This window comes from Devosia pacifica, from assembly GCF_014652635.1.
GTDB lineage: Bacteria > Pseudomonadota > Alphaproteobacteria > Rhizobiales > Devosiaceae > Devosia > Devosia pacifica.
This window is the reverse complement of sequence record NZ_BMZE01000002.1, coordinates 281,801-304,355: the sequence shown is the minus strand read 5'-3', so window position 1 is coordinate 304,355 and position 22,555 is coordinate 281,801. Positions and strand designations below refer to the sequence as shown.

The 22,555-nt window shown below is 61.7% G+C and carries 23 protein-coding genes; 21 read left to right on the top strand and 2 right to left on the bottom strand.

Translation table 11 applies throughout. The features are described 5' to 3' along the window. The first annotated feature begins 67 nt into the window (after positions 1-67). The 8 genes from IE127_RS08565 (at position 68) to tsaE (ending at position 8,583) form a co-directional block, all read left to right on the top strand. Positions 68-781: a response regulator transcription factor gene (locus tag IE127_RS08565; protein ID WP_189425256.1), complete on the top strand. Its 714-nt coding sequence runs from the start codon at positions 68-70 to the stop codon at positions 779-781. A 121-nt stretch (positions 782-902) separates the two neighbouring features. Continuing rightward, a complete protein-coding gene (locus IE127_RS08560; protein WP_189426063.1) occupies positions 903-2,600 on the top strand; it encodes a sensor histidine kinase in 1,698 nt (565 codons plus the stop codon). A 1-nt stretch (position 2,601) separates the two neighbouring features. After that, complete coding sequence (locus IE127_RS08555; RefSeq protein WP_189425254.1) at positions 2,602-3,066, top strand: HPr kinase/phosphorylase; 465 nt, start codon at positions 2,602-2,604, stop codon at positions 3,064-3,066. A gap of 127 nt (positions 3,067-3,193) precedes the next feature. Further along, complete coding sequence (locus IE127_RS08550; RefSeq protein WP_189425252.1) at positions 3,194-3,595, top strand: PTS sugar transporter subunit IIA; 402 nt, start codon at positions 3,194-3,196, stop codon at positions 3,593-3,595. Between the two features lie 17 nt (positions 3,596-3,612). Beyond that, positions 3,613-3,918 carry an HPr family phosphocarrier protein gene (locus IE127_RS08545; protein ID WP_189425250.1) on the top strand — a complete coding sequence of 102 codons (306 nt, stop codon included), beginning with the start codon at positions 3,613-3,615 and terminating at the stop codon, positions 3,916-3,918. Between the two features lie 90 nt (positions 3,919-4,008). Then, positions 4,009-5,406, top strand: coding sequence for an adenosylhomocysteinase (ahcY, locus tag IE127_RS08540; RefSeq protein ID WP_189425248.1), 1,398 nt, complete (start codon positions 4,009-4,011; stop codon positions 5,404-5,406). 362 nt (positions 5,407-5,768) lie between these two features. After that, a complete protein-coding gene (locus tag IE127_RS08535; protein WP_189425246.1) occupies positions 5,769-8,153 on the top strand; it encodes a sensor histidine kinase in 2,385 nt (794 codons plus the stop codon). A gap of 1 nt (position 8,154) precedes the next feature. Next, positions 8,155-8,583 carry a tRNA (adenosine(37)-N6)-threonylcarbamoyltransferase complex ATPase subunit type 1 TsaE gene (gene tsaE, locus IE127_RS08530; RefSeq protein ID WP_308430295.1) on the top strand — a complete coding sequence of 143 codons (429 nt, stop codon included), beginning with the start codon at positions 8,155-8,157 and terminating at the stop codon, positions 8,581-8,583. Here tsaE and IE127_RS08525 read toward each other — a convergent pair. Further along, positions 8,580-8,993 carry a DUF1810 domain-containing protein gene (locus IE127_RS08525; protein WP_189425244.1) on the bottom strand — a complete coding sequence of 138 codons (414 nt, stop codon included), beginning with the start codon at positions 8,991-8,993 and terminating at the stop codon, positions 8,580-8,582. The genes tsaE and IE127_RS08525 overlap by 4 nt on opposite strands. 236 nt (positions 8,994-9,229) lie before the next feature. Between IE127_RS08525 and IE127_RS08520 the strand changes: the two genes are divergently transcribed. Genes IE127_RS08520 through IE127_RS08505 form a run of 4 tightly spaced genes read left to right on the top strand, consistent with a single transcriptional unit; the run spans position 9,230 to position 13,989 of the window. Further along, positions 9,230-10,825 carry an OpgD/OpgG family glucan biosynthesis protein gene (locus IE127_RS08520; RefSeq protein WP_244640058.1) on the top strand — a complete coding sequence of 532 codons (1,596 nt, stop codon included), beginning with the start codon at positions 9,230-9,232 and terminating at the stop codon, positions 10,823-10,825. Next, a complete protein-coding gene (locus IE127_RS08515) occupies positions 10,822-10,962 on the top strand; it encodes a hypothetical protein (protein ID WP_189425241.1) in 141 nt (46 codons plus the stop codon). Before IE127_RS08520 ends, IE127_RS08515 begins: the two co-directional genes overlap by 4 nt. Next, positions 10,953-12,740 carry a glucans biosynthesis glucosyltransferase MdoH gene (gene mdoH, locus IE127_RS08510; RefSeq protein ID WP_244640159.1) on the top strand — a complete coding sequence of 596 codons (1,788 nt, stop codon included), beginning with the start codon at positions 10,953-10,955 and terminating at the stop codon, positions 12,738-12,740. Before IE127_RS08515 ends, mdoH begins: the two co-directional genes overlap by 10 nt. Continuing rightward, positions 12,727-13,989, top strand: coding sequence for an OpgC family protein (locus IE127_RS08505; protein WP_189425239.1), 1,263 nt, complete (start codon positions 12,727-12,729; stop codon positions 13,987-13,989). The genes mdoH and IE127_RS08505 overlap by 14 nt, the downstream gene beginning before the upstream one ends. A gap of 2 nt (positions 13,990-13,991) precedes the next feature. Here the strand turns inward: IE127_RS08505 and trhO are convergent, their stop codons facing one another. Further along, positions 13,992-15,038, bottom strand: coding sequence for an oxygen-dependent tRNA uridine(34) hydroxylase TrhO (trhO, locus tag IE127_RS08500; protein WP_189425237.1), 1,047 nt, complete (start codon positions 15,036-15,038; stop codon positions 13,992-13,994). A 77-nt stretch (positions 15,039-15,115) separates the two neighbouring features. On the opposite strand from trhO, the gene IE127_RS08495 reads away from it, so the two are divergent. The 9 genes from IE127_RS08495 (at position 15,116) to IE127_RS08455 (ending at position 22,553) form a co-directional block, all read left to right on the top strand. Then, positions 15,116-16,153, top strand: coding sequence for an aldo/keto reductase (locus IE127_RS08495; RefSeq protein WP_189425235.1), 1,038 nt, complete (start codon positions 15,116-15,118; stop codon positions 16,151-16,153). A 5-nt stretch (positions 16,154-16,158) separates the two neighbouring features. Further along, positions 16,159-17,415, top strand: coding sequence for an O-antigen ligase family protein (locus IE127_RS08490; RefSeq protein WP_189425234.1), 1,257 nt, complete (start codon positions 16,159-16,161; stop codon positions 17,413-17,415). Positions 17,416-17,420: 5 nt separating this feature from the next. Continuing rightward, complete coding sequence (locus tag IE127_RS08485) at positions 17,421-18,308, top strand: glycosyltransferase family 8 protein (RefSeq protein ID WP_189425232.1); 888 nt, start codon at positions 17,421-17,423, stop codon at positions 18,306-18,308. Between the two features lie 5 nt (positions 18,309-18,313). After that, a complete protein-coding gene (locus IE127_RS08480) occupies positions 18,314-19,111 on the top strand; it encodes a glycosyltransferase family 32 protein (RefSeq protein WP_189425230.1) in 798 nt (265 codons plus the stop codon). Between the two features lie 64 nt (positions 19,112-19,175). After that, on the top strand, positions 19,176-19,451 hold the full coding sequence (locus IE127_RS08475) for an Rdx family protein (protein ID WP_189425229.1): 276 nt from the start codon (positions 19,176-19,178) through the stop codon (positions 19,449-19,451). A 96-nt stretch (positions 19,452-19,547) separates the two neighbouring features. Continuing rightward, complete coding sequence (locus IE127_RS08470) at positions 19,548-20,339, top strand: transporter substrate-binding domain-containing protein (RefSeq protein WP_189425227.1); 792 nt, start codon at positions 19,548-19,550, stop codon at positions 20,337-20,339. Between the two features lie 17 nt (positions 20,340-20,356). After that, positions 20,357-21,172 carry an amino acid ABC transporter permease gene (locus tag IE127_RS08465; protein ID WP_189425225.1) on the top strand — a complete coding sequence of 272 codons (816 nt, stop codon included), beginning with the start codon at positions 20,357-20,359 and terminating at the stop codon, positions 21,170-21,172. Between the two features lie 64 nt (positions 21,173-21,236). Further along, positions 21,237-21,758: a CreA family protein gene (locus IE127_RS08460; protein WP_189425223.1), complete on the top strand. Its 522-nt coding sequence runs from the start codon at positions 21,237-21,239 to the stop codon at positions 21,756-21,758. A gap of 159 nt (positions 21,759-21,917) precedes the next feature. Next, positions 21,918-22,553: a peroxiredoxin gene (locus IE127_RS08455; RefSeq protein WP_189425221.1), complete on the top strand. Its 636-nt coding sequence runs from the start codon at positions 21,918-21,920 to the stop codon at positions 22,551-22,553. The last annotated feature ends 2 nt before the right edge of the window (positions 22,554-22,555 follow it).

The window sequence follows — 22,555 nt, the reverse complement described above, 5'->3', positions numbered from 1 at the left end:
GGGGTGCACGCCGTCGACGCATGTCGGCAGACGCTGTGAAGCGCCATGAACCAAGAAAGGCAGATCAATGCCCAAGATTGCGCTGGTGGACGACGACCGCAATATCCTGACCTCCGTGTCACTGACGCTGGAGGCCGAAGGATACCAGGTGGCCACCTATACCGACGGTGTGTCGGGCCTTGACGGGCTGACCAGCGACAAGCCGGACCTGGCCATCCTCGATATCAAGATGCCGCGCATGGACGGCATGGAACTGCTGCGGCGCCTGCGCCAGAAATCCGATGTGCCGGTGATCTTCCTCACATCGAAGGACGAAGAGATCGATGAGCTGTTCGGGCTCAAGATGGGCGCAGACGACTTTATCACCAAGCCGTTCAGTCAGCGCCTGCTGGTCGAGCGAGTTCGGGCGATCCTTCGCCGCTCCGCCGCCCGTGAGGCTGGCACCGGCGGCACCGGATCCGAGGCGACGCCGAGCCGGGCACTGATCGAGCGCGGCCATCTGGTGATGGATGAAGAACGCCACACCTGCACCTGGAAAGGCCAGCGGGTAACGCTGACCGTCACCGAATTCCTGATCCTGCAATCGCTTGCCTTGCGACCCGGCGTCGTCAAATCCCGCAACGCGCTGATGGATGCCGCCTATGACGATCAGGTCTATGTCGATGATCGCACGATTGACAGCCACATCAAACGGCTGCGCAAGAAGTTCAAGGCGGTCGACGACGATTTCGAGATGATCGAGACGCTCTACGGCGTCGGCTACCGGTTCAAGGAGCAATAAGCGCCAAGTGGCCAGCATCGACGCCGGCAGCAAGCAGGATCAAACCGTCTCGAGCGAGCAGATCGATCCTGCAACGCTTGAGCCGGCACGTTCTGCACGGCGTGGCCGGCGTCGCTGGCGCATGTGGGCGCGGCCCTTTCACCGCGCCAATGGCACGATCCGGCGGTTTCTCGATTTCACGATTTTCTCGAGTCTGACGCGCCGCATCATTGTGCTTAATCTCGCCGGCCTAGCAGTGCTGGTGGTGGGTATTCTTTACCTCAATCAGTGGCGTGCCGGCCTGATCGATGCGCGTGTGCAGTCGCTGCGCGTGCAGGGGGAAATCATCGCCGCCGCCATCGCCGCCTCGGCGACCGTCGACAGCGACGTGATCTCCATCAACCCCGACAGGCTGCTGGAGCTTCAAAGCGGCAATAGTTTTTCGCCGCTGAGCTTTTTCGATCCGAGCCTCGAGTTTCCGATCAGCCCCGAACGCGTCGCCCCGCTGATGCGCAATCTCATCACGCCAACCCGCACGAGAGCCCGGATCTACGATCAGGAAGGATTGCTGATCGTAGATTCCGAGAACATTTATGCTCGCGGAGAGGTCTTGCGTGTGCTTTCGGGCAACGAGCCTGCTGACGAGCCATTCTTTCTCATTGATTGGTGGAACAATTTTCTCTCCTGGATGCCAGGCGACAATTTCCCCATCTACCAGGACTATCCGGCAGACGAGGGCCGTCGCTACCCGGAAGTGACCTCGGCGCTGTCGGGTGCGCCGGCAGATTTCGTGCGCGTGAACAATCAGGGCCAGCTTGTCGTCTCGGTGGCAGTGCCGATCCAGCGCCTGCGCGCCATTGTCGGTGCGTTGCTGTTGTCGACCGAACCGGGCGAAATCGATGCCGTCGTCAGCCAGGAACGCTGGAGCATTCTGCGCATCGCCTTGATCGCAACAGGTGTCCAAATCGTGTTGTCGCTGCTGCTTGCCGGCACCATAGCCGGGCCGATGCGGCGCCTCTCTGAGGCGGCGGAGCGCGTCCAGACCGCTGGCAATGCCCGCGCCGAAATTCCCGACATGCCGGACCGCACCGACGAGATCGGCCATTTGAGCCGCGCGCTCAGCCGCATGACCGCCGCGCTCTATAACCGCATCGAAGCCATCGAGCGGTTCGCAGCGGATGTTGCGCACGAACTCAAGAATCCGCTCACTTCGCTGCGCTCGGCGGTCGAAACCCTCCCGCGTGCCAAGCGCGAAGAGGATCGCGAGCGTCTCGCGGCGATTATCCAGCACGATGTGCGCCGCCTCGACAGGCTGATCTCTGATATTTCCAATGCCAGCCGGCTCGATGCAGAGCTGGCACGCGAAAGCGCCGAAAAGGTCGATATTTCGCAGCTCGCCGATACAATGGTGTCGATCCAGAAGGATATTGCCGGCGAACGCGATGTTGCCGTGACCTTCAAGCGGCGCAATCCGCGCGTGCCGGCCGTCGTCAACGGCCATGACAGCCGTCTCGCTCAGGTCATCGCCAATCTGATCGACAATGCCGTGTCCTTCTCGCCTGCCGGTGGCACGGTGGAGGTCGGACTGTCGAGCGATGCAGAAAATATCGTTCTGACAGTCATGGACGAGGGGCCCGGCATTCAGGGCGACACAAGCCGGATCTTCCAGCGCTTTTATACCGACCGCCCGGAGGCCGAGCATTTCGGCGACCATTCCGGGCTCGGGCTGTCGATATCGCGCCAGATCGTCGAGGCGCACAAGGGCACGATCAGTGCGGAAAACCGAGAGGACCGCACTGGCGCGCTGTTCACCGTAATTCTTCCGCGGGCACGGCATTAGCGTGAACCCGCTTCAGACAATTCATGCAACGGGCATCGTGCTCGGCGGTGCCGGCGTTCTGGTGCGCGGGCCTTCGGGCGCCGGCAAGTCGCTGCTGGCATTGGCGCTGCTTGAGCGATGGAGCCTGCGCGGTGACGATGCGATGCTTGTCGCTGACGACAGTATCGCACTCACCCAAGAGGGCCGGCAGCTGATCATGCATACTCCGGCCTCGATTGCCGGTCGCGTCGAGCTGCGTGGGCGCGGCATTATTGAGCGTCCGTTTCGCCCTCATGCCCCATTGCATCTTGTCGTCGATCTCGTCGAAGAGACCATTCGCATGCCGGAGCCTGCGTCATTTCGCACCAATCTCGGCGGTGCTGCGCTGGCACGCTGCCCCGTGCCCCGGGCCGGACTGATCCCGCTCGAGCACCAGATTCTTCTGGTAGACGAGGCCGTTAGGGGTCTGGACCTCGATCTCCTCTAAAAACCGGGTTCTTCACAGCACCCCCCGTGTTTCTCCCGCATTCGGTGGACGCCACCGGGGGTAAAGGTATACTACGCCGCATCGGCCCCGATGACGGGCGATGTCCGCAGTGTGGTGGGGTTTGTGCATGATCGGTATGGTGCTGGTAACGCACGGAGCGCTCGCGAACGAGTTCAAGTCGGCGCTGGAGCACGTCGTCGGTCCTCAAGAGCAAGTCGAAACGATCGCGATCGGCCCGGAGGACAACATGGAGTCGCGCCGCGACGACATCCTTGCGGCTGTCGACAATGCCGATACCGGTGATGGCGTCGTCATCCTTACCGACATGTTCGGTGGCACGCCTTCGAACCTTGCGATTTCGGTGATGCAGAACCGCCCCGTCGAAGTGATTGCCGGCGTCAATCTGCCGATGCTGGTCAAATTGGCGCGCGTCCGCTCTGAAATGCCGATCAAGCAGGCTGTCGACCTTGCCCAAGAGGCAGGGCGCAAATACATCAACGTGGCCAATTCAATTCTGGGGACCGGATAGGTCCGGCAAGGATCGCCATGGAGACTGCCGCCAATTCGGGACGGGCACTCGCCCAACAAGTGACCATAGTCAATCGCAAGGGCCTTCATGCGCGCGCCTCGGCGCGTTTCGTGCGCATGGCCGAGTGCTATGACGCCACGATCAGTGTCGTCAAGGATGGCCAGACCGTTGCCGGCAACTCGATTATGGGCCTGATGATGCTGGGCGCTGGTACCGGCTCAGTGATCCTGGTGCAATCGAGCGGCAAGCAGGCGCGCGAGGCGCTGGAGGCGCTTGTCGAACTGGTCGAGAACGGCTTCGATGAAGACGACGACCAGAACTAGCAAGATATAAACCTTTCTTTATATCCCCAGTTGATCGGGCTTCTGCCCGCGCGTATAAGTCCGGCAAAATTCAATTGACCGGAGCACCTCATGAGCACCACCGATTACGCGATCCGCGATATCTCGTTGGCCGAATACGGACGGCGCGAGATCGAGATCGCCCAGATCGAAATGCCGGGCCTGATGGCGATCCGGGAAGAATATGCGGCGGCCCAGCCGCTCAAGGGCGCGCGCATCGCCGGCTCGCTGCACATGACAATCCAGACGGCAGTGCTGATTGAAACGCTGGTGGCGCTAGGCGCCGATGTCCGCTGGGTAAGCTGCAACATCTTCTCGACCCAGGATCATGCTGCCGCGGCAATCGCTGCAGCCGGCATTCCGGTCTTCGCGCACAAGGGCGAGACGCTCGAGGAATATTGGGCCTTCACCGACCGGATGATGGAATGGGGCGATGGTGGCACCCCCAACATGATCCTCGATGATGGCGGCGATGCCACCATGCTCATTCTCAATGGCGCCAAGGCGGAGACTGATCCATCGATCCTCGACAATCCCGGTAACGAGGAAGAGGAAGTTTTCTTCGCAACCATCAAGAAGCGCTTGGCCAAGAACCCGAACTTTTATTCGAAGATCCGCGAAGCAATCCGTGGCGTCTCCGAGGAAACCACCACCGGCGTGATGCGGCTGTATCAGCTGCACCAGCGCGGTGAACTGCCGTTCCCGGCCATCAACGTCAATGACAGCGTCACCAAGTCGAAATTCGACAACAAGTACGGCACCCGCGAATCGCTGGTCGACGCCATTCGCCGCGGTACCGATGTGATGATGGCCGGCAAGGTCGCGATCGTGTGCGGCTATGGCGATGTCGGCAAGGGTTCGGCGCAGTCGCTGCGCGGCGCCGGCGCTCGCGTCCTCGTCACCGAGATCGATCCGATCTGCGCGCTGCAGGCGGCGATGGACGGCTTCGAGGTCGTCACCCTCGAGGACGCTGCACCGCGCGCCGATATCGTCGTCACCGCCACCGGCAACAAGGACGTCTTGACGGTCGATGCCATGCGCCAGCTCAAGGACATGGCGATCGTGTGCAATATCGGGCACTTCGACAACGAGATTCAGGTCTCGGGGCTGCGCAACTTCAAGTGGACCAACATCAAGCCGCAGGTCGATATGATCGAGATGGCGCCTGAGCGCCGCATCCTTCTGCTCAGTGAAGGCCGCCTGGTCAACCTCGGCAACGCCACTGGCCATCCCTCGTTTGTGATGAGCGCCTCGTTCGCCAATCAGACGCTGGCGCAGATCGAGCTGTGGACCAACGGCGAGAAGCTGGAAAAGAAGGTGCACGTCCTCCCCAAGCATCTCGACGAAAAGGTGGCGGAACTGCATCTTGCAAAACTCGGCGCAACGCTGACGAAGTTGAGCAAGGCCCAGGCCGATTATATCGGCGTGCCGCAGGATGGACCCTTCAAGTCCGGCGAGTATCGCTACTAGACTTGCCAAATCGAAGAACTTGCGAAAGCCCGCCATCCGGCGGGCTTTTCTGTTTCGAGGTTGCTGTTTCGTTCTCTGGTCAACCCGAATAATCGCCGATTTACCCGGTTTGCACAGGCAAGAAGACTCTTCTACGCGATTCCGGCGACCGGTATGTTGGTGTGATTCGACGGTCAGGGGTTCGGGCCGTCGGGCGCTCCGGCGCTATGCATGTGCATGGTCGGCGGGCGGCTCGAGTATGCGTTCGGTCGGCATAGCCGCCGATTTCTGCGGTATCAATGGCATCGCGAGGTCCGACAATGGCGCCGGAACGCTTCCGGAAACGTATTGGATTCGTCTCTTGGGCGAGTTGTTTCAGCGTTATGGCACCCTCAGTTGTCGTGGCTCAGGATCTCAAGGCCAGTGCCCTGTCGAGCGCGGCGCCGCTGGCCATCGCGATCGGTGCCGGGGCCTTTGCCGTTATCGCAGTGGGTATCATCCGCACCGTGATGCAGGAGAGCCGCAGGCGAGACCGACGTGCGCTCGAGCAGATTGCCAGCCTGCGCGCGCTTGTCGATGAATACGAAGCGTTGCTGTCCGGCAGCCGGGAAGTCACCATCCTGTGGCCCGAAAACGTCGAGGGCACCCCGAAGATCCTTGGGCAGGCCAGCGCCATTCTGCCAGCCGGCCGGCGCAGCGACGCCGTTCTCAAATTCTCGAGCTGGCTCGATTTCGACGAGGCCGAACGGCTCGCCCGGCTGGTCGAAGGGCTGCGCACGGACGGCCATGCGTTCGAAACCAGCCTCACCACACGCGACCATCGCCTGGTGCGCGCCGCCGGTTGGGTGCTTGGCGGCAGCGCCGCCGTACGGTTCCGGCCAGGCCAGGCAGCGCCAAACCCTGCGGCGATCGGCTCAACGGCTGCGATGCGCGCCGAATTCTGTGATCTGCTGTCGCTGCTCTCAAAGCCTGCGTTCCTGCGTGACAGCAATGATCGCCTGATCTTTGCCAACGGCGCATATTTGCGTCTAGCCGAGGCGCTGGGGCTGTCTGGCAGTGAATCCGCCCCGCCAGAACTCATCGATCGCGAACAGGTGCAGCGCCGCCGCGCCATGATCGACGGCGGCGAGCCGGTAACGCTCGAGATCGATCTGGCCACACAAGGCCGCCACAAATGGGTCGAGACCGTCCTCGATGGCGGCACTGCCGGCTATCTGGTCCCCCTCGATCGCGACCTCGAAACCGGCGGCTCGCTCGGCATCGCGCATATGGGGCGCGTCATCAATATGCTGGCGACGCCGATCGCAATCTTCGGTCCGGACAAGGAACTGGTGCAGTATAACAGCGCCTATGCCGAGTTCTGGGGCTTGGGGAGCGATTTCCTCACGCCGGGGCTGGACGAGCGGGCGATCCTCGACAAGCTGCGCACCGATGGTCTGCTCCCGCCGGTGCCCGATTATCACGCATGGCGCTCGCAGCACCTCACGGCCTACAAGCTCGAGGCGCCGCGCGAAGACGAGCCCTGGCACCTGCCGGACGGTCGCACCATCCGCGCCATTGCGGCGCCGGCCGGCCCCAAGGGCGGCGTCATCTATGTTTTCGAGGACATTACCGCCCGGCTCGAACTCGAATCGACCAACAGGGCGCTGTCGAGCGTTCAGCGTGAATCGCTCAACGCGCTGTCGGAAGCGGTGGCGGTGTTCGGCACCAATGGGCGGCTCACCCTCAGCAACCCGCGGCTGATGTCCCTGTGGAAGCTGCCAATTTCCGAACTCGGACAGAACCCGCATATCGACCAGATCGCTGAGGCCTGCGGACGCGTGATGCCCGAGGATGGTCAGCCGATCTGGCGCGACCTCAAGCGCGGCATTATCGATCTCAATCCGACCCGCACCGACACCACCGGCCGCATCAATCGGGCCGACGGCCGGCTGCTCGATTACGCCATCACCAGGCTGCCCGACGGGCAGACCATGATGACCTTCCTCGATGTAACCGAAAGCGCCAATTACAGCCGCGTCCTCAAGGAACGCAATGACGCGCTGATTGCCGCCGATCAACTCAAGGACGCCTTCATCCAGAACGTGTCCTACGAACTGCGCTCGCCACTGACCAACATTATTGGCTTCGCCGATCTGCTGGCCGCGGATGGTGCGGTGCTGTCGGAGCGTCAGCGTTCCTATACCGATTATATCCGTGCCTCCTCGGTAACCCTGGGCGTTTTGATCGACAACATTCTCGATCTTGCCAATGTCGATGCCGGCATTGCTGAACTGAAGCCGGAACTGCAGGATATCAGCGCGCTTGTTGAAAAGGCGCGGGCCGGGCTTTCGGCAACCTTCCCCGAAGTCGGCGGCGAAAAGCCGGTGAACCTTGTCGTCGACATCGAGGACGATATGCCGCCCTTCGTCGCCGATGGAACGCGCATGGTTCAGATCCTTTACAATCTGCTGTCGAACGCGGCGCGCTTCTCGCCGCCTGGCGGCGAGATTGCCTTGAAAATCTCGACCCGCGGCGATCGCATGCTCTTCGTCATCGAAGACGAAGGTCCGGGGCTGACCGATGAGATGCGTGAGGCCATTCACGCCCATATCGATGCCCCGACCGCTGGCGGGCGCCAGCGTGGTGCCGGGCTTGGGCTGACCATCGTGCGTACGTTCGTCAATCTTCACGGCGGCACGGTAACGGCCGAGCGCCGCGATCCCCATGGCAGCCGGCTTGTCGTCAATCTGCCGCGCGATGCGGCCCTCGCCGGCGTGGCGGAGTAGCATGGACGCCGAAGGGCTGCTTGCAGATCCCGACGCCACCGATGCCCTCGGCGCCAAGTTGGCTGCGCTGCTCAAGCCTGGCGAGATCGTCAGCCTCGAAGGCGATCTCGGCGCCGGCAAATCTGCGCTCGCGCGGGCGATGATCAGGACACTGGCGGGCGATCCGAACCTTGAAGTGCCCTCGCCGACCTTCGCACTGGTTCAGCCCTATGTGGCGGGCGAACAGACCATCCTTCATGCCGACCTTTATCGCCTCGGGGATCCCGACGAACTGCTTGAGCTCGGCCTGTTCGACGATCCGGGTGCGATCCTTCTCGTTGAGTGGGCCGAACGGGCGCCCGAGCTTCTTGAGCGAGCGGATATCCGGATCAGCCTCGCTTTGCCCGCTGACAGGCAAGGGCGTCATTATTCATTGGTGCGGGCAGGCTAGCGCCGAAGCAGTTCCAACGTCTTCTGGTGCTCTTCGCCATCGAAGAAATCCGCAAGCGCTGTCATGAAGATCTCGCGTGAAGGGCTGGCCTTGGCGAACAGCGTCATTGAGGCGTGAAACTTCATGTCGTCGGGGCTTGAGAAGATATCGTAAGCGCTGAGTGTGCCGGCGTGAGCCTCCACCAGCTCTGTCGCCTGCTCCAGCCGCAACCCGAGCACCGGGTGATGCAGATATTGCGCCGCCTCGTGTACCGATTTGAGGGCATAGCGTTTGGCCATGTCACTGCTGCCGAGGCCATCAAGCTGCGGAAATACGAACCACATCCAGTGCGACGTCTTTTGCCCGCGACGCAGCTCCGCAAGCACCTGCGGAAAAACGTCCCGCTGTGCGTCAACGAAATGCTCGAACATGGTGGGGTCTCCTTGGCCGCTGCGTCGGTAGTGAACAGCGCATGGGACGATGCGTTCCGCGCCGCAATCAGCCAGGCCGTTTGAAGACCTGTCATTTGGCCTTACAATAGCTACGGTGCTGCCCGAATCCCGCCATTCCGAAAATGCAAGGGAGCCATGCATCAACTTTTCGCGTGTCACTGAAGTTACAACTTGCTGCAAGGTATGGACCTGATTGCGTTACAGGAATTTATTGCTTGAGTAGCTCGGATGCTCCCCGGCTTAGCCGGAGAACCCTTCTTGGCGGCATGGCTGCCTTGGGATTGCTCGGTACCGGCTTCGCGGTGCCGGCCTCGGCGGATGAGTCCTCCGCCCAATCCATGCCTTTCGATTTTGATGCCCTCGCCGAACGCATGCGACAGCGTGCGACAACGGCACATGCGGCGCCCCCTGCTGCCTTGCCGGCACCTTTGGCGCAACTCGATTATGATGGGTATCGGCGGATTCAGTTCCGAGCCGAAAATGCCAGATGGCAGGACAACGACGCGCAGTATCACCTGCATGCGTTTCATCCCGGCTGGCTCTACCCTGAGCCGGTGAAACTTTATGAGGTGTCTGGTGGCGAAGCCACGCCGCTTCTGTTTTCCGCCGATGACTTCGACTACCACGACCCGGAACTCGTTGAAGAGCTCGGGCATGACGATTTCCCCGGTATCGCCGGCTTTCGGATCAATCACCCACTCAACCGTGACGGTGCCTTTGATGAGCTGGTCTCGTTCCTTGGTGCCAGTTACTTCCGGGCGCTTGGGCGGGACAATATTTACGGGCTGAGCGCGCGTGGTCTCGTCATCAACTCCTGGGGCGAGGGGCCGGAAGAGTTTCCGCGCTTCAGCGAATTCTATCTGGAGCGGCCGGTTGCCGGCGAACCGCTGACCATCTATGCGGCGCTTGAGAGCGAGAGCGTCACCGGTGCTTACCGGTTCGTCATCACGCCCGCTGGTCCCGATCGTCAGGAGACCAGCATGGAGGTGACGGCGCGACTGTTCTTCCGTCATGACGTGCGCGAACTGGGCGTTGCGCCGTTAACGTCGATGTTCGTGTTCTCCGACGTCAATCGGTCCGGGTTCGATGACTATCGGCCCCAGGTCCATGATAGCAACGGGCTTGCGATCGAGCGGGCGACCGGTGAGCGGCTATGGCGGCCGCTGAACAACACCGCGACGCTCGGAAACTCCTATTTCGGGGAAACCGATCCGCGCAGTTTCGGCCTGTTCCAGCGTGGCCGCGCCTTTGAATCCTACCAGGATGCTGGCGCCCATTACGAGCGCCGTCCCTCCTTGCGGGTGGAGCCTCTTGGCGATTGGGGGGCGGGGCTGGTCAGGCTCATAGAAATTCCGACACGAACGGAAACCGACGACAATATCGTTGCGTTCTGGATTCCGTCCGAGCCGGTCAAAGCTGGCGACGCGCGTGAATTCAACTACCGGCTGATATGGGGCGACCTTGAGCCCCAGCCGGACGGCGATCACGCGTATGTCACCGAAACGCTTGCCGGGCAGGGCGGTGTGTCGGGTGTCGAGAATGCCGACAACCTGCGAAAATTCGTCATCGACTTCACCGGCGGTCCGTTGGAGTCGCTGCCGGGCGGGGCGACGATCGATGTTCTCGCAACAGCGTCGGGTGGGAAGGTCGAGACTTCGACGCTCTCCTACGTGCCGGCAAGTGGTGTCTGGCGTCTCGTCATCGACGTCGCGTCGGATGGGCCGGCACCAATCGAACTGAAAGCATATCTCGTGTCGGGCGGGCACGTATTGACAGAAACCTGGCTGTATCAGTGGAGAGATGATCAATGAAGTATCAGCCGCTCTACCCCGCTTATGGCGAACTGCCTGATGCCCCGCTCGCTATGCCCAAGCAGGTTCTAGAGCGCCCTCAGCAGCCGCGCATCGGTCTGTTGCAGCGAGCGCTGTTCGCGCTCAGCTGGCGTTAAGCCGCAATGGCTGTGTCATGAAGACATCCAGCATTGCGCGTGTCTGCCTCGTCACCCTTGCGCTGGGTGCAAGCGGCGGCGGTGCCTATGTGTTTTTTGCCTCCGCGACGGCTGGCGGTGCGAGTTGGCTAGACTGGGCGCGAACCGCGTTGCTGGCCATCACCTTGTTCTGGCTGGTGCTCGGAACGTCCTTCGGGCTGGTGGGATCTCTTCTGCCCGCAGGCCGGAAACCCGCTGCCATGGCAGCATCGCCTCGCGGTCGCACGGCAATATTGATGCCGGTCTATAATGAGGATCCCCAGGCAAGCTTTGCGCGCATCGCCGCGATGAACCGCGACCTTGTGCGTTTGGGGGCTGAGAGCCGGTTCGACTTCATCATCCTCTCGGACACGACGCGTGACGCGGTGGCGGCTGAGGAAGCAGATTGGTTCGCAAGGCTGTTGGACGAGCCAGGCGCCGCCGGTCGGGTGTACTACCGTCGCCGCGAGCGCAATATCGGACGCAAGGCCGGCAATATCGAAGATTTCGTGTCTCGCTCAGGCGCCGCCTACGATTACGCTCTGATCCTCGATGCCGATAGCCTGATGTCCGGTGAGACCATTGTGGAAATGGCTCAGCGCATGGACGAGAATTCTCGGCTTGGTCTCTTGCAGACGGTCCCACGGGTCATCGCGGCGCGCTCGTTCTTCGGGCGCTGCATGCAGTTTTCCGCCGGGTGCTTTTCACCGCACTTCGCCCGTGGCGCCGCGCTGCTGCAGGGCGACGAGGGGCCTTATTGGGGACACAACGCGATCGTGCGCATGTCGGCTTTCGCCGCTTGCTGTGGATTGCCCGAACTGTCGGGTCCCGCGCCGCATGGCGGGCATATCCTCAGCCACGATTATGTCGAGGCGGCGCTTCTGGCGCGTGGCGGCTGGCAGGTACACGTCGATCCCCGCCTTGGCGGCTCTTTCGAGGAAGGCCCGGACAATCTGATCGAATATGCCAAGCGCGACAGGCGCTGGTGCCAGGGCAATCTCCAGCATCGTCGCATTCTTGGCGCCCCGCGCCTGCTGTGGTGGAGCCGGTTCACGTTGTTGCAGGGCATCATGGCCTATCTCGCCTCGCCCCTATGGCTGGCACTGCTCCTCACTAGCCTCTTGGCCAGCGTCATGCCGCAGCGCGTCTTCGCCGATTCCGTCATGCTCGAAGCCGAGGCCGGGCTGATGGCGCTGGCAATCGCAGTGTTTTCGATCCTCGTACTGCCGAAGCTACTCATCGTCCTCAGGGGCCTGCTCGATGGGCGCAACAAGCGCTTTGGCGGCACGGGAGCGGTGTTGATATCGGTGCTGGTCGAGATCGCCTTCTCTACCGTGATGGCGCCGGTCATGCTGGTGCTGCAGACTCGCGCCATCGCCCAGACCCTTCTCGGAACGGATGGCGGGTGGCCGGCAACGGCGCGCGATGGCAGCAGGGTAACTCTGTCGGAGGGGTTCGCCGCCAGCTGGTGGATCGTCGCCCTCGGCATCAGCGCCATTGGTGTTACCGCGGTGTTAACGTTTGATAGCCTGGTGTGGGTGTTGCCGGTGGCGCTGCCGCTGCTGCTCGCCCCCTTTCTGATCGCCTTTAGCTCAGCGCCATTGGCGAAGCGCTCGTGGCTTCTGGGTACACCTGAAAGCCTTGATCCGCCGCGTGTCGTGCGCACCTATCTCGAGGTTTTCGAGGCGTGGTCGAAGACCGGCGTCAATCACTTTGCCCAGGGATGGCAGCTGAAGGACGCCGCACGTGTATCCGCGTGATCCCGCGGCCGTGGCGGTACGCGAGACACCGCCGCGCCGCAGCCTGAAGGAGGCTCTTGGCCGCTTCCTGCCACTCAGCCGCGATACTGCCGGCGTCCCGCTTGGCCGCGACGCGCGGCTCGACATGTTTCGCGGCCTGGCGTTGGTGATGATTTTCATCAACCACGTGCCGGGCACACTCTACGAAAACTTCACGAACCGCAATTTCGGCTTTTCCGATGCCGCAGAGGCGTTCGTGTTCATGTCCGGCATGGCTGCGGGGCTCGCTTATTCCACCGCCTTCCTGAAGGAGCGCTATTGGGTTGCAGCAGCGCGGGTTCTGGCGCGCGCACGCCAACTCTATTTCGTTCACCTCACCATCACGGCGATAGCGCTGGCGATGTTTGCCGCCGCGGCGTTGTGGTTTGGCCTGCCGGATGTGCTCGAGACCAATGGGATCTCCGTGCTGTTCGACAAGACGCCCGGGGCGCTGGTTGGCCTGCCGCTGATGACCTACCAGCTCGGATACCTCAATATCCTGCCGCTTTACATCGTGCTTCTGGCCGTAACGCCGCTCCTGCTGCCACTCGGGCTGCGGCACCCTTATCTGCTGGTTGCCGGCTCGCTTGTCGTGTGGGCAGTTGTTGGCGTTCTTCAGGTCAATTTCCCGAACTTTCCCGGCAATGGCGGCTGGTTCCTCAATCCGTTCGCCTGGCAGCTTCTGTTCGTCGTCGGGCTTTTGTGCGGCGCTGCGATGAAGCAGAAGCGGAGCTTCGTGCCATTCAACCCGATGCTCTTCGGCTTTGCAGCGGCCTTGGTGATATTCATCGCCTTGTGGATGCGCATCCCCGCAATCGGTGCTGCTGGCCGCAGCATGCTCGGGGAGATCAACGATCTCGGCCTGCCGGATCACTTTACCTGGTTCAACAAGAGCTATCTCGACCTGCCGCGCATGGTGCATGCGTTCGCGCTGTTCTACGTGCTGTCGTCTCTCACGCTGATCCGGCATTTTGCGGCTTCGCGCTACGCTGCGCCCTTTCGGCTTCTGGGCCGGTTCGGCCTGCCGGTTTTCGCGACAGGCACCTTATTGTCGCTGTTCGGACAGATCCTCAAATCCGAGCGCCAGCCGGACCCGGTATTCGATGGTATCCTGCTGGCGACCGGCCTTCTGCTCTTACTGGCGCTGGCCAAGAGCCTCGACATCACGACACAGATGCGCCGTGAGAGTGTCGCGGCGAAAGCCTCGGCAACCGCAGCCACAGACGGCTAAGCTCAGGACTGGGCGCTGCGCGCACGCTGACGGTCGGCCTCGCGACGCGCCCGCTTTTCGGCCTTTATCGTCTCGGCATGCTGACGCGCCTCGTCGCCGAGATGCGCGCGTCCGGTCTGTTCAGCGAGCTGCATCTGGCGTTGACGTTCCGCAGCACGCTCCGCCAAGCCGCTGCCGGCGCAATATGGGCAGCTTTCGCCTTCGTGATAATCCGGATGCGCGCGATCCTCGGCACTCAGCGGGTGCCGGCACGCCCGACAAAGGCTCGCCTCGCCTTCTACCAGTCCATGGCCGACAGAAACCCTCTCATCGAAGACGAAGCACTCGCCGTGCCAGCGGCTGTCTGTCTCCGGCACAGTTTCGAGATAAGCAAGGATGCCGCCCTTGAGGTGATAGACTTCCTCGAAGCCCCGGCTAAGAAGGTAGGATGATGCCTTCTCGCAGCGTATGCCTCCGGTGCAGAACATCGCGACCTTCTTGTCACGCTGCGGATCGAGGTTTTGCTCGACGAACTGTTTGAACTCCGTGAAGTTCTGCGTGTGCGGATCAAGCGCCCGCTGGAAGCTGCCGAGACCAACCTCATAATCGTTGCGTGTATCGACCAGCACCACGTCGTTGCGCTCGATCAGCGCGTTCCAGTCCTGTGGCGCGACATAGGTCCCGACCTGTTCGACCGGATTTGCCTCAGGGGCGCGAAGCGTGACGATCTCGGACTTGAGACGCACCTTCATGCGCAGGAACGGCATTTCGGCAGCGCTCGAGTACTTGATTTCGGCGCCCGCCAGCCTGTCGCCGAACAGTTCGGAATGCAGCAGAAGCGCTGCAAGCGCATCGATCGCAGCCTCTGTTCCCGCGACAGTGCCGTTAATGCCCTCTGGCGCGAGGATGAGGGTGCCCTTGATCCCGTGCCCGCAGCAGAACTTTGCCAGCTGCGGCTGAATTGCGTCGGCATCGGGAAATGCGACGAACTTGTAGAGCGCCATGACCTTGAACGGGCCACGGCGATCGGGCAGATTGGCGCTCAAATCGTTTGGGGGCGATGCTGTCATGGCTCGCCAATATCACCACAGGTCCGGCGGCGCCAAGCCTATCCGCATCCGGCAGCATATCATCGCGAGGAGACAACATGACCTATCGGGCCGATCCGGCACGCTACGACACCATGCAATACCGCCGTTCGGGCCGTTCAGGCCTCAAATTGCCTTTGGTCAGTCTTGGGCTCTGGCAGAATTTCGGTGGGACACGTGATTACCCCAGCGCCATGGAGATCCTCGGTCATGCCTTTGATGCCGGCATTACCCATTTCGATCTTGCCAACAATTACGGGCCGCCGGCGGGCTCTGCCGAAGAACTCTTCGGGCAAGTGATGGCACGCGATTTCCGTCCCTACCGGGACGAGATGATCGTCTCGACCAAAGCCGGCTACGGTATGTGGCCCGGCCCCTACGGCGACTTCGGCAGCCGCAAGTATCTGCTTGCGAGCCTCGATCAGAGCCTGTCGCGCATGGGCCTTGATTACGTCGATATCTTTTATTCGCACCGCTACGATGCCGAAACGCCCCTCGAGGAAACGATGGGCGCGCTTGCGCACGCGGTTCGCTCGGGCAAGGCGCTTTATGTCGGCGTTTCAAGCTACCCGGAAAAGCAGACCCGCGAGGCCTATCGGATCCTCAAGGAGATGGGCGTCGCCACAACCATTCACCAGCCGAGCTACTCGATCCTCAACCGCTGGATCGAGGATGATGGAACCATCGATGCCTGCGACGAGCTCGGCATCGGCATCATCGCATTTTCTCCGTTGGCACAGGGTGTGCTGTCCGGAAAATACAACCGCGGCGACAAGGCTGGCACGCGCGCAGATGCCCAGAATTCGTCGCTGCGCCAGAGCCATGTGGAGCCGAACGTTCTTGAGGCAGTCGAGAATCTCGAGGAAATTGCGCGCTCACGCGGCCAGTCCATGGTTCAACTTGCCCTGAGCTGGGTGTTGCGGCGCAAGGAAGTGACGTCGGCGCTGATTGGTGTGCGCAATCTTGAGCAGCTCAAGGACAATCTCGGCGTCCTCAACAACCTCGATCTCGACGACGACGAGATCCGCCGGATCGACGAAGCGACGAAGAACGGTCTGATGCAGTTGCACCCGAATCCCACGGGCTGGCTGCGCTGACAGCCGTGAACGCCGGCGACGTCAAGAATGTTGATAATCGTGCCGTCACGCTCGTGGCGGCACGCGGCTGGCTGGCCATTGCCGCGATGACGGTTGCGCTCGCAACGCCTGCCGGGTTGCCCGAAGCCGCCAATATCGCATTCTTTGTGTTCTGCGGCCTGGCCATCGTCGGCGCACCACTGTTTGCCTGGAAGGGATTGTTGCAGCATCCGGGCATCACCCTGCCGCTTGTTGCAACACTTCTGCTGCTCGGGGCTTTCTCGCTGTCTGCCGAGGGGCCGCAGGATCTTCTGGCCATCTATCTGTTCACGCCGCTGTTCCTGACGGCGCCGATGGCGGCGCTGCTGGGTGCCGGTGGCAGGCAGGTTTCGCTGGAGCGTGCGGCGCTGGCGGCATCGGCGGGGGCATTCTTTGCGTTGGCCGTGGCGCTGTTTGACGTGACGGTCGCCGGACATCAGCGGGCGGGTTTTTCTGTCAACAACCCGCTGCATTTTGCGGCGATCGCGCTGACGCTCGGCTTCCTGCCGCCGGCAGCTATTCCGCGAAGCACCGGATGGCGTCGGACCGTCATGCTCTGCGCCCCGGCCGCCGGGGCTGGCGCCGTCATTCTCTCCGGCTCACGCGGGCCCATCCTTGCGATCCTGCCGGTGCTGGTCATCGCGATCTTTGGGTATCTGTTCATGATCGGGGTGCGCGTGCGGCGGCTGGTGCTGGCGATGGCACTCGGGCTCATGGCGGTAGCACTGCTGCTGACACTTGCCTGGCTTGGCGTTCTGCCCGGCGGCGGCACCCTGCATCAAGTCGCGGCGATCATCACCAGCGGTGAAGCCCCCGACGATTCCGTGGCGCAACGCCTGCTGATGTACCAGTCGGCCTACAATGCCTTTCTCGCCGCGCCGGTCTTCGGTCACGGCATGGCTGATTTTATCGCCATCACCGCAAGCTATGCGCCCGCTGGCACTGAGATGCCGACCTATGACCATTTGCACAACGATATCGCCGATTTTGCAGTCATTGGCGGGCTCGTTGGCCTCGTGAGCTATCTCCTGATTATCTTCGCGCCGCTGTTTGAAGCCGCCCGTGCACCGCATCACCATCGGGGACCTGCGGTCTATCTTGCTCTGGTACTCGCCACCGCCTATCTGGCGCTGGGGCTCACGAACGCGGTTTTCGGCATTATCACCCAGACGGTGTTGTTCGGTTTCATGGCCGCCTACATCGTCAACCTCGCGCGGGCCGGGACGGGGGCACTGCAAGAATGAATGCGATGAAGCCGGTTCAGGCCATCCACGTGGCTCTGGCCTTCGACGACAATTTTTGGGCGCCGGCGTTTGCGGTGATGCGCTCTGTGTGTCTCAACACAACGCGACGCCGCGACCTCGTCTTTCACCTCTGCCATGAGGGGCTTGCCGAAAAGCGCTACGCCGCGCTCGACAAGATCGCCGAGGAGTTCGGCGCAACGCTGGTCCATCACCGCCTGGCCGAAAGCGACCGGTTCAGGGCGATGCGTGAGCGCCTTCCCGTGGCGCGGCGGCTGCATCCGGTGATCTATGCCCGCCTGCTGCTCGATCGGCTGCTGCCGGAGGGTACGCCGCGTGTCATCTATCTCGACTGCGACACGATGATGATGGGCCCGATCGAGCGTCTGTGGCAGATGGATCTTGACGGCAAGGCGCTGGCGGCGGTCGAGGATCCGTGGCGCCTGTTCAACATGAATGGGCGCGATTTGCGCGAGAAGCGCGACATCTTCGATCCGGCGCTGCCCTATTTCAATTCGGGCATGCTGGTGATCGATCTCGAAAAGTTCGCCCGGGCCAATATTGCCGGCCATCTCGCCGAGTTCGAGCGCAAGGGCTATCTCAATCGCCTCTATTACGATCAGGACATGCTCAACCTGATTTTCCGGGGCAACTGGAAGCGGCTCGACTGGCGCTACAATGTCGTCGACCCGCGCATGGCGCACCAGGCGATGGACCCATTCCTGTTGCACTTCACCGGTGAGGTGAGGCCCTGGAGCCTGACCGCCGGCATGCTGCAAAGCGTCGCCTTCGGTCGGCTCTACCGGCATGTGATGACCAACGCGGTGTTCTACGCCTTCTGGCGCGAGCGGCTGCTGCGCGGCTTCAAGCGCCTCAATCCGTTTGCCGGCAAATGAGCCTGTTGCCCATCGTTTCCTTCTGGCACGGCCAGTTGAGCTTTCTCGAGCGCGTGTGTATCGCCTCGTTCCTTGAGAAGGGGCACCGATTTATCCTTTTTGCCTATGATGAAGTCGGCCCGGTTCCAAAGGGCACCGAACTGCGCGATGCATCGGAACTGGTGCCGCAGGACCAGATGTTCTTTTACAAGGGCAATCGCACCCCGGCGGTATTCGCGGATTACATGCGGCTGGTGCTGATGGAGCGCGGCACGGGGATCTGGGCAGACTGCGATGTCTACTGCGTGCGCCCGTTCGAAAACCTGCCGGAATACGTATTCGGCATTGAAGCCGAGCCCAGCTGGCGGAACGGTTTCACCGCGCAAATCAACAATGCCGTGTTCCTCTGCCCGCCGGAATGCGATTTGCTGCACGCGCTCAAGGCGGTGTTTGCCCCTGGCGCCATCCCGCCCGGTCTTCCGCCGTGGCGGGCGCTGGAAGTCCGGATCCGCAAGGCTTTGGGCGAAGACCTGCCGGTTCACCACATGCAGTTCGGCGCAACCGGGCCGGCACCGCTCAATTATTACGTGCGGACGCTCGGGCTCGAACCGTTCATCCGCTCGCGCATGACGTTCTATCCGATGCCGTATGGCACCGCGACGGCTTTGCTCGAACCAGGTAGCGATATCGCAGGCCGCATCGGTGCTGAAACGCTTGGTATCCATATGTGGCACTCGGCCCTGACCGGGCGGCGATCAGGCCAGATGCTGACGCCGCAGCCCGGCAGCTTTTTTGCCCGCGAGATCGAACGCCTCGGGGTTTAATAACAGTGCGCCGCTCCACGGGGCGGCGCTTTGCTTTGCCGCGAAGCCGGACTAGGCTGATGCGATGAGCAAGCCGCAGATCACCATCGCCTATTGCACGCAATGCAACTGGCTTTTGCGCAGCGCATGGATGGCGCAGGAAGTGCTGTCGACTTTCGGCACCGACCTGGGATCGGTGACGCTGGTACCGGGTACTGGCGGCATCTTCGAAATTCACGTCGACAACGCGCTGATTTGGGAGCGCAAGCGCGACGGCGGCTTTCCGGATGTGAAGGCGCTCAAGCAGCGCGTACGCGATCATCTCGACCCGGACCGCGACCTCGGCCATCTTGACCGCTAACGGCACTCAATCACGAGTTCCAAACCGCAAGAGCCTGGTTTAATGTGGCGCCAACGCGGCTCCGGCCGCAATCGCGACATAGGAGACTGCCGCCTCATGAAATCCTCCGTTCTGTTCCTCGTCGTCGCGCTCGCGGCTTCGGTCGCGCCGGCTGCCGCGCAGGATCTTCCCGATCTCGATGGCCGCACCATCGTGGCCGTGACCGAGAACGCCTATGTTCCGCTGAACTTCACTGATCCCGAGACCGGTGAAGGCGTCGGGCTCGAGTACGATCTGTTCAACGAGATCGCCGAGCGGCTCAATGCAGAGGTCGATTGGGAACTGGCGAGTTGGGATGTGATGATCCAGGCAGTTCGTGACGGCCAGTTCGATGTTGGCATGGACGGCATCACCATCAACGCCGAGCGCGCCGAGCAGATCGATTTCTCCGATCCCTACCTCACCAGCCAGCAATTCATGCTCGTTCGCGCCGACGAAGACCGGTTCGAGAACGCCGAGACCTTCGCATCAGACGAGGAGTTCCTCGTCGGGGCGCAGGCCGGCACAACGAATTTTTACGTGGCCGTCTATGACGTTCTTGATGGTGACGAATCCAATCCGCGCATCAAGCTGTTCGAGACCTTTGGCGCTTCAGTTCAGGCACTTTCCGCCGGTGATGTGGACACGGTGCTGATGGATGCGACCTCGGCCGAAGGCTATATCGGCGCCAATCCGGGAGCCTTCAAAGTCATCGGCGAAGCGCTCGGCACCGAAGAGTTCGGCTTCATCTTCCCGCCGGGGTCAGATCTGGTCGAGCCGGTCAACGCAGCGCTTGCAGCCATCAAGGCCGACGGCACGCTCGATACGCTCGAGCAGAAATGGTTCTACGATTATAACGCGGCGCAATAGCGCCGCCTTCCATCCGCATGTCCCGAAACTCTTCGACCCGCCGCGCCCTGCGCGACGTGCCCTGGTGGCTCGTCGCCATGGCGCTGCTGTTCGTGCTCGGCCTTTGGCTGATCGTCGCTGACGCCGACTATCGCAACATTTTCCGAAGCCTTTCGGATGGTGTCGTGACCACCTTGTGGGTAACCATAGTCGCCTTCGTATCGGCAACGCTGCTTGGTCTGCTGTTCGCCCTGATGCGCACGGGCGGCAATCGCGTGCTGCGCGAGATCGCGACGTTCTATGTCGAACTCATCCGTGGCATACCGATCCTCGTCTTCCTGTTTTACGTGGCATTCGTTGGCGCACCCGCGACAATCGCCGGCATCAACTGGCTGCTGACGCCGCTCATCAGCGCTGGTGCAATGGAAGCGGTAACGGTGCGCCAGTTCGACTTCGTCTGGCGCGCGATCTTTGCGCTGACGATCTGCTATTCCGCCTTCATCGCCGAGATCTTTCGGGCCGGTATCGAGGCGGTGGACAAGGGCCAGATTGAGGCGGCCCGCTCCCTCGGCTTGTCGCCCATCCGCACCTTCCGATTGATCATCTTGCCCCAGGCCCTACGCACGGTGATGCCGCCGCTCGGCAATGATTTCGTCTCGATGATCAAGGACTCGGCGCTAGTCTCCGCCCTGGGCGTTCAGGACATCACCCAGCTCGGCAAGGTCTACTCCTCAGGAACCTTCAAGTTCTTCGAGACCTACAATGTCGTCGCGTTCCTCTATCTGACAATGACCATTTCGCTGTCGCTGCTGGTACGCCTGTTCGAGCGCCATCTCGATCGATCAAAGCGTTAACCGGCTTGTTTGCAGCCACTGCCGGCCTATCTTTAGGTCACCATTCAAACGGAGCCTCACGATCATGAGCCAACGCTTCCGGCGCGCCGGCGTCGTCCTTTCCCTGTGTGTCGCCCTGCTTGCCGTGGCGGGCTGCTCGCGACAGGAGGAGGTCGGTAGCGTGGGCGTCGACTGGACCGGCAACGACGTTGTTGTCGATGCCATTGCCGATCCCGAGGTCGCGGGCGTCGTCTGCCATCTCGCCTATTTCTCTCGCTCTTTCATCGACAGGCTGCAGCAGGGCAACTGGTTCGAGGACCCGTCCTACTCAGCGCTCGACTGCACTGCTGCAGGCCCGATCACCATCGGTGATATCGAAACGCGGTCGGGTGGCGAGGAGATCTTCCGCGAAGGCCGCTCTCTGATCTGGAAGAGCCTGCGCGTGACGCGCATTTACGATTCCCGCAACCAGTCGCTGATCTATCTCGCGCACGCACGCGAGGTGCAGCAGGGCTCGGGAAAAATGTCGCTTTCGGTCATCCCGCTTGAGGGAATGAACGTCACCTGGACCGAAGGCGCGCCGGAGCCCGCAGTGGCAGCCGAATAGGTGTATTTGCCTTGCCCTGCCAAGCAGGCAACCCTTTGCCGGAGGCAGGGCGCAAAACGTAAAATCATTCCGCCCAAAGCGGCTTATCTCGGCGATTGCTGCAACGATATTGTCGAGATAACAAACGGCACGCTGACAGAGCGAGCAAAGGACACGACAATGGCAATCCTGATTGGTGATACCGCCCCGGACTTCACCGCCGAATCGACCGAAGGCACCATCCACTTCCACGATTACATCGAGGGTTCGTGGGCGGTGCTGTTCTCGCACCCGAAAAACTATACGCCCGTGTGCACCACGGAGCTCGGCTATACTGCCAAGCTGAAGCCGGAGTTTGAAAAGCGCGGCGTCAAGGTTCTCGGGCTGAGCGTCGACAAGGTCGAGGATCACGCCGGCTGGGCCGCCGATATTGAGGAGACTCAAGGAACAGCGCTGAACTTTCCCCTGATCGCCGACCGGGACGGCGAGGTCGCGCGCAAGTACGACATGATTCATCCCAACGCCGACAACACGCTGACCGTGCGTTCGGTGTTTGTCATCGGGCCCGACAAGAAGGTGAAACTCAAGATCGAGTACCCCGCCTCGACCGGGCGTAATTTCGATGAAGTTCTGCGCGTCATCGACAGCCTTCAGCTCACCGCCAAGCACCAGGTCGCAACGCCGGTGAATTGGAAGGATGGCGAGGATGTCATCATCGTCCCGGCGGTCTCCAATGAAGATGCCAAGGTGAAGTTTCCTGGCGGCTGGAAGGAACTCAAGCCTTATCTGCGTGTTGTACCGCAGCCCCGAGGCTAAAA

What these genes read in the sequence shown, in the direction of transcription:
- ahcY (WP_189425248.1), top strand. Translation starts at nt 4,009, where the DNA reads ATGAGCACCACCGATTACGCGATCCGCGATATCTCGTTGGCCGAATAC.
- trhO (WP_189425237.1), bottom strand. Translation starts at nt 15,038, where the DNA reads ATGACAGCATCGCCCCCAAACGATTTGAGCGCCAATCTGCCCGATCGC.
- IE127_RS08460 (WP_189425223.1), top strand. Translation starts at nt 21,237, where the DNA reads ATGAGCCAACGCTTCCGGCGCGCCGGCGTCGTCCTTTCCCTGTGTGTC.
- IE127_RS08565 (WP_189425256.1), top strand. Translation starts at nt 68, where the DNA reads ATGCCCAAGATTGCGCTGGTGGACGACGACCGCAATATCCTGACCTCC.
- IE127_RS08475 (WP_189425229.1), top strand. Translation starts at nt 19,176, where the DNA reads ATGAGCAAGCCGCAGATCACCATCGCCTATTGCACGCAATGCAACTGG.
- IE127_RS08455 (WP_189425221.1), top strand. Translation starts at nt 21,918, where the DNA reads ATGGCAATCCTGATTGGTGATACCGCCCCGGACTTCACCGCCGAATCG.
- tsaE (WP_308430295.1), top strand. Translation starts at nt 8,155, where the DNA reads ATGGACGCCGAAGGGCTGCTTGCAGATCCCGACGCCACCGATGCCCTC.
- IE127_RS08545 (WP_189425250.1), top strand. Translation starts at nt 3,613, where the DNA reads ATGGAGACTGCCGCCAATTCGGGACGGGCACTCGCCCAACAAGTGACC.
- IE127_RS08485 (WP_189425232.1), top strand. Translation starts at nt 17,421, where the DNA reads ATGAAGCCGGTTCAGGCCATCCACGTGGCTCTGGCCTTCGACGACAAT.
- IE127_RS08515 (WP_189425241.1), top strand. Translation starts at nt 10,822, where the DNA reads ATGAAGTATCAGCCGCTCTACCCCGCTTATGGCGAACTGCCTGATGCC.
- IE127_RS08535 (WP_189425246.1), top strand. Translation starts at nt 5,769, where the DNA reads ATGGCACCCTCAGTTGTCGTGGCTCAGGATCTCAAGGCCAGTGCCCTG.
- IE127_RS08465 (WP_189425225.1), top strand. Translation starts at nt 20,357, where the DNA reads ATGTCCCGAAACTCTTCGACCCGCCGCGCCCTGCGCGACGTGCCCTGG.
- IE127_RS08470 (WP_189425227.1), top strand. Translation starts at nt 19,548, where the DNA reads ATGAAATCCTCCGTTCTGTTCCTCGTCGTCGCGCTCGCGGCTTCGGTC.
- IE127_RS08560 (WP_189426063.1), top strand. Translation starts at nt 903, where the DNA reads ATGTGGGCGCGGCCCTTTCACCGCGCCAATGGCACGATCCGGCGGTTT.
- IE127_RS08550 (WP_189425252.1), top strand. Translation starts at nt 3,194, where the DNA reads ATGATCGGTATGGTGCTGGTAACGCACGGAGCGCTCGCGAACGAGTTC.
- IE127_RS08495 (WP_189425235.1), top strand. Translation starts at nt 15,116, where the DNA reads ATGACCTATCGGGCCGATCCGGCACGCTACGACACCATGCAATACCGC.
- IE127_RS08525 (WP_189425244.1), bottom strand. Translation starts at nt 8,993, where the DNA reads ATGTTCGAGCATTTCGTTGACGCACAGCGGGACGTTTTTCCGCAGGTG.